The sequence below is a fragment of the Halochromatium sp. genome, from assembly GCF_054919635.1.
In genome coordinates this window covers 1-5,699 of the sequence record NZ_JBUDPI010000260.1, presented here as the reverse complement: position 1 = coordinate 5,699, position 5,699 = coordinate 1, and the positions used below count along the sequence as shown (strand labels likewise).

Below are 5,699 nucleotides of genomic sequence, written 5' to 3'. Positions count from 1 at the left end.
CGCGGCGAGCTGCGACGGCTGTTTCGCTGGCTCAAGGCGCGCGACCTGACTGCGATCATTACGGGCGAGCGCGGGGAGAGGTCGCTGACGCGACACGGACTGGAAGAGTATGTTAGCGACTGCGTGGTCTTCCTCGACCATCGCGTCAGCAGCCAGGTCGCGACCCGCCGGCTGCGGGTGGTCAAGTATCGCGGCTCCCGCCACAGCGCGAACGAGTACCCGACCTTGATCGACGAGCACGGCCTAAGCGTGCTGCCAATCAGCTCGCTCGGCCTTGCCCATCGCGTCTCGCGCGAGCGCGTCTCGACAGGCGTTGCCGGCCTCGATGCGATGCTCGGCGGTCAGGGCTATTTCAGGGGTAGCAGCGTTCTGATCTCGGGCACCTCTGGCGCTGGCAAGACCAGTCTCGCGATCGCCTTTGTCGAGAATATCTGCCGTCAAGGCGGGCGCTGTCTGTATTGGTCATCGGAAGAATCGCCCGACCAGATCCTGCGCAACATGGGCTCGATCGGTTTCGACCTGCAGCCTCATCTCGACGCTGGCCGGCTCTACTGCCATGCGGTCCGCCCAACCCTGTACGGATTGGAGAATCATCTCGTGCGCCTGCATCAGCTGGTCGCCGAGACCCAGCCCGATGCAGTCGTCCTCGACCCGATCACCAGTTTTGCGACCATCGGCGACCTTGCCGAAGTGCAGATCATGCTCACGCGGGTCATCGACTTCCTGAAGAGCCTGGGCATCACCGCAGTCTTCACTGCCCTGCGCCAAGGCTCTGAGCCCAGCCAATTGGAGCGAACCGACGAAGGGGTAAGCTCACTGATCGACACCTGGCTATTGCTGCGCATGGCCAGTCACGGACGGCGGCGTCACCGCTTGCTGTATATCCTCAAGAGCCGCGGCATGGCACACTCGCATGATGTCAACGAGCTCTGCCTCGCCGAGACCGGTATTTCGCTGATCGAGGCCTCTGATCAGCTGGCCGGACTCGCCGGATGACAGCCCCCGAGATGACAACTGCTCTGGAAGACGCCTGGTGCCTGCGTCTGTACGTCGCAGGCCAGAATCCACGCTCGCTGCGCGCCTTGGAGAACCTCAAGGCTATCTGTGAGACCCATCTGGCTGGACATTACGACATCGAGATCATCGATCTTCTCGAGAATCCGAAGCTTGCACGAGGTGATCAGATCGTGGCCGTGCCGACCCTCGTTCGCAAGCTCCCGGAGCCGGTGCGGAAGATTATCGGCGATCTCTCCAATACCGAGCGTGTGCTGGTCGGCCTCGATCTGCGCCCGCGCAAGTGACCCGCAACGATGCAGCCAACGATGCAACAGGGGATCGCCATGCCCTCCACCCGACCGCCCATCCCAGACCAAGCCGCTCAACAGGATCGCGCTGCAGCAATGGCCCTGGAGGCTGGCGGATCGAGTCCATCACCTAATGGCTCGGACTACGTCTTGACGCTCTATGTCGCGAGTCTGACCCCGCGCTCGGTGATGGCCATCAAATCCGTCAAGGAGGTCTGCGAGAAGCATCTCAGCGGCCAGTATGCGCTCGAGATCGTCGACATCTACGAGCGACCCACCCTTGCCAAACACGATCAGATCCTGGCAGCCCCGACCCTGATCAAGCGACTGCCGTTGCCGCTTCGACGCCTGATCGGCGATATGGCCGACGAGCATCGGGTGTTGGTCGGACTTGACCTGCGCGCCAGGACAGAAGGGTCCGACCGACAGGACTGACCGACGCCCATGCCTCAAGCACTGCAAAGAACCTCCCGGCAAAGATCGCCGACGGCCGGCATCTCGCGCTCACTGGAGACGCCAGCGCAGACAGCTGCTCAGACAGCAGTGCAGCCCAGCGTCAATGACCTGATCGCCGAGAACCAGGAGCTGCGCGCGCGCCTCGAGGAGGCCGAGGAAGCCCTGCGCGCGATCCGAGAGGGCGAGGTTGATGCGGTTATCGTCAGCGGCAGCAAAGGCGATCGGGTGTTCTCGCTCACCGAGACCGAAAACCTGCATCGGCTGATGGTTGAGACCATGAACGAGGCCGGACTCGCCGCCTCCGCAGACGGGCTCCTGCTCTACGTGAACGACCGCGCGGCCGAGTTGCTTGAGCGTGGCCGCAGCGGCTTGCTCGGTCACCCGATCGAGGAGCTCGTCACCGCCGAGGACCTCCCGCGGCTAAGACGCCTCCTAGACGCATCCCAGAACGGCACCGCCGACGACCGCATCGTGTTTCGCAGCGCTGCGGGCTCAGAGGTGCCGATGCATCTCTGGGCAAGCCGCCTGCCACGGCCTGGCGAGGCGATGATCTGCCTGGTCGGAACCGACCTGACCCGACTCGAAGCCGACCGCGCGATCCTCAACCAACTGCGCCAGCATCAAGAGGCACTCAAGGCCTCCCGGGCCGAGGCGCTCGAGCTGCTCTCGCAGGCATTGGTCGCGCGTGAGCAAGCGGCCCAGCTCGCGCAGGAGCTGCGCGAAAGCGATCGGCGGAAAGACGCCTTTCTTGCGACCTTGGCACACGAGCTACGCAATCCCCTGGCCCCCATTCGCAACGCCCTGGAGATCCTTCGGCTCGAGGATGCCGGACTCACGGTCGCCGCCGAGGCACAGGCGATGATGGAGCGGCATCTCGGTCACCTGGTTCGGGTGGTCGACGACCTGATGGATGTCTCGCGCATCACCCACGGCAAGGTCGACCTCGTCAAGGAGCGCCTAACCCTCGCGACCCTGATCGACAGCGCGGTCGAAACGGTCCGCCCAATCCTCCAGACCACAGGTCAACAGCTGCAGGTCGAGCTACCGTCGGAATGCCTGTGGCTTAACGGTGATCCAACCCGGCTGACACAGATCTTTGGCAATCTGCTCAACAATGCCATCAAGTTTACCCCGAGTGGAGAGACCATTCGCATCATCGCTCAACGCCATCAGGACGACGAGATCAAGGTGTCCGTTGAAGATCCCGGTGTTGGCATCCCGGCCGAGATGCTGCCACGCGTGTTCGATATGTTTGCCCAGGGTCATGACTCACCAGCGCAGAGCAAGGGGGGACTTGGGATTGGATTGACCTTGGTGCGAGAGCTGGTCCGGCTCCATGGCGGCCGTATCACGGCGTACAGCGCAGGCCCGGGTCAAGGCAGTCGCATGCAGGTCTACCTGCCGCTGACCAAGGCTGAGCCCTGTCTCGCCAACGACGTGAAGCGCCCCCAGACCCCAGCCCGATCGAGCTTTCGTGGACGGCGCATCCTCGTCGTCGACGACAATCGCGATGCGGCCGCAAGCTTGGCGCAGGCACTGACGCTCAAGGGTGCCCAGGTGCGCGTCGCCTATGATGGCCAATCAGCCCTGGACGCCCTTGAGCAGGAGGCCACCGAGGTCGTGATCTTGGATATCGGTATGCCAGGACTTGACGGCCACGAGGTGGCACGTCGGATACGGAGCCAAGAGCGATGGAGCCAGATCCGTTTGATTGCCATGACCGGTCTCGGCGATGCCCCTGCACGAAGGCGTTCCGCTGAGGTCGGCTTCGATCACCACCTGGTCAAGCCGGTCTCCTTCGCAGTACTCGAGCAAGCGTTGTCGTCACCGAGCGCTGATGCCCGCTGGGGGGAGCTGGCTCCAGAGAAGCGCCAGCCAGGCCCGATCGGCGCTCGGCTTATCTCGGAGACCGCGTCTGATCGGTTCGCGAATCCTAACCCAGACGCACTTGCTGGCTCCCTCCTCCACGACCTAGCCCAGCCCCTGAGCTCGGCGCGTTGCTATGCCATGGCCGCGCGCACGCTCGCTTCGCAGAGCAGTCTCCAAACCCAACCCCTGCAAGATGCGATCAAAGGGGTCGAGGCCCAAGTCGAGCTTGCGAGTAGCATGTTGAACATCCTGAGGGAGGCGTTGAGGCCGTCCGAGTCGGAGCCAATGTCGGAGCCATTACGGGAGCCATTACGGGAGCCATTACGGGAGCCAGTGCCAGAATCAGAGCCGCTGCTGAGCGGAGCCAGCAAGCACAGCGATCCAGCGCGCGCTTGAACCGGACCGCCCCGTTCGCCGGCGCCTGAGAGACTGCTTGGGCACCAAAGGGGACAGGCAGAATCGGAGTATCATGGCCCGATATCATCTAGGGTGGCCCTATCATCGCCCCCTTTCGCCGATGGTGCGTCGGTCGCTCGCTTGACGCGCGTCGGTTCTCAGATTGGAGAAGCTCCCCATGAGCAGCGAACCCGTCGTCTACATCGTTGATGACGACCCAACGCTCAGAGACGCACTCTGCATGCTCTTTGAGTCGGTCTCGATCCATGCGATCAGCTTTAGCAACGGCGCCGAGCTGCTAAGCTCTGGCGCGCTGCTGCAGGCGCGCGCCGGCTGTCTGCTCGCAGACGTGCGTATGCCCGGCATTAGCGGCATGACCCTGCTCGAGCGGATACGCGAAGCGGGTATCGACATCCCCGCCATCATGATCACTGCTTACGGTGACATCCCGATGGCGGTGCGCGCTATGAAGCTCGGTGCCGTCGACTTCATCACCAAGCCCTTCAATCCACAGACGGTCCTGGAGCTGGTGCAAAACACGCTCAACGACAGCGAGGTTGTCACGAGCGCCAAGGGCGACAGCGATCTAGACCAGCAGCTCCTCGAACGCTATCGAACCTTGACCCCACGCGAGCAGCAGGTGTTCGAGCAGATTACTGCAGGCAAGACCAACCGCATGGTCGCCGACGCCCTTGGCATTAGCGTGCGCACCGCTGAATTTCATCGCGCCGGAGTCATGAAAAAGCTTCAGTTACAGAACCTTGCCGAGCTCACTGTCGCTCGCATGAATCTTCAGGAGCACATCGGCGCAGAGACCGCCGGGACGATCCCCGGGATTGAGCTGCCGAGCTGAGCGCCTGGCTTGAAGCGATGCAACTCTTGTTCGAGCCCTAGGAGGGCGCTGAGGCGATTTCTGTCCAAGCTCATACCACCTTGCTGGTCTTTTCGCTCGCCTTCTTCGTCGCGGCGCCGATCACACAGCCCGGCCATCAGCCTGACTGGGCTCCAGGTGTTGCTCCTTAGAAGCAAGCGAAAATCCTGCGCAATTCGGTACGAGCTCTTCCGGCAATCGCATAAGATATTGTCGTCTTTGTTTGAAATGCACTTTGACCTTCGCATCGACCGCGGCACAGGAAGCCTCGCGGTGGTCGGCCACATCCAGCAGCTCCCGGAATCATAGGGCCAATTCGTGACAGCCCGTTCAGCGCGCCCTCGTCCAGGCCATCCGTCCAAGCTTGGAGAACAGGAGCAGCCAGGGTATTCCGTGCAGCAACAGATCGAAGATGTCGATTGGCCGCACCAGCGCGCCAGCGGCCAACATCTTGAGCTTCTCCCAGACATGAGGCTCGGGCACGAAGGGCGCGAGCCCAAGCGTCAGCGCGATGATCAGCAGCAGGCCAAGCGGCAGTCGGTCGAGCCAATCAAACATGATCGATGTCTCCTCAGGTCGTTATGGATAGGTCACAGGACCGCTTGGATCGGTATTGTGGTCGACATCAGATTGCCATTGCGAGACCATCCTGGCCGTCGGCGCTGGTCAGTCGCTAACCGATCCAACGCGAAGGTCGCGAAACCGTAACAAGAGCAGGGAATCGAGGCCGGCGCACAACGCGTTGCCCACAATGTTATCCACAGGAGCGGTGGATAACGCTGGACTTGACAAGATCGGCGAGA

The 5,699-nt window shown here is 62.4% G+C and carries 6 protein-coding genes; 5 read left to right on the top strand and 1 reads right to left on the bottom strand.

Annotated elements, in window-relative coordinates; genetic code table 11:
- From kaiC to ACY693_RS14220, 5 genes are all read left to right on the top strand, one after another.
- Positions 1–996, top strand: a 996-nt coding sequence (gene kaiC / locus ACY693_RS14240) for a circadian clock protein KaiC (protein ID WP_462322483.1), incomplete at its 5' end; no start/stop codon positions are given.
- A gap of 11 nt (positions 997–1,007) precedes the next feature.
- Positions 1,008–1,301 carry a circadian clock KaiB family protein gene (locus ACY693_RS14235; protein ID WP_462322482.1) on the top strand — a complete coding sequence of 98 codons (294 nt, stop codon included), beginning with the start codon at positions 1,008–1,010 and terminating at the stop codon, positions 1,299–1,301.
- A gap of 9 nt (positions 1,302–1,310) precedes the next feature.
- Entirely contained in the window at positions 1,311–1,739 is a 429-nt protein-coding gene (locus tag ACY693_RS14230; RefSeq protein ID WP_462322481.1) for a circadian clock KaiB family protein, read from the top strand.
- Between the two features lie 9 nt (positions 1,740–1,748).
- Positions 1,749–4,025 carry a hybrid sensor histidine kinase/response regulator gene (locus tag ACY693_RS14225; RefSeq protein ID WP_462322480.1) on the top strand — a complete coding sequence of 759 codons (2,277 nt, stop codon included), beginning with the start codon at positions 1,749–1,751 and terminating at the stop codon, positions 4,023–4,025.
- 178 nt (positions 4,026–4,203) lie between these two features.
- Positions 4,204–4,878 carry a response regulator transcription factor gene (locus ACY693_RS14220; RefSeq protein ID WP_462322479.1) on the top strand — a complete coding sequence of 225 codons (675 nt, stop codon included), beginning with the start codon at positions 4,204–4,206 and terminating at the stop codon, positions 4,876–4,878.
- A gap of 348 nt (positions 4,879–5,226) precedes the next feature.
- On the opposite strand, the gene ACY693_RS14215 is transcribed toward ACY693_RS14220, so the two are convergent.
- Positions 5,227–5,454 (bottom strand): RND transporter, encoded by a 228-nt coding sequence (locus ACY693_RS14215; protein WP_462322478.1) that lies wholly within the window; start codon positions 5,452–5,454, stop codon positions 5,227–5,229.
- Between the last annotated feature and the right edge of the window lie 245 nt (positions 5,455–5,699).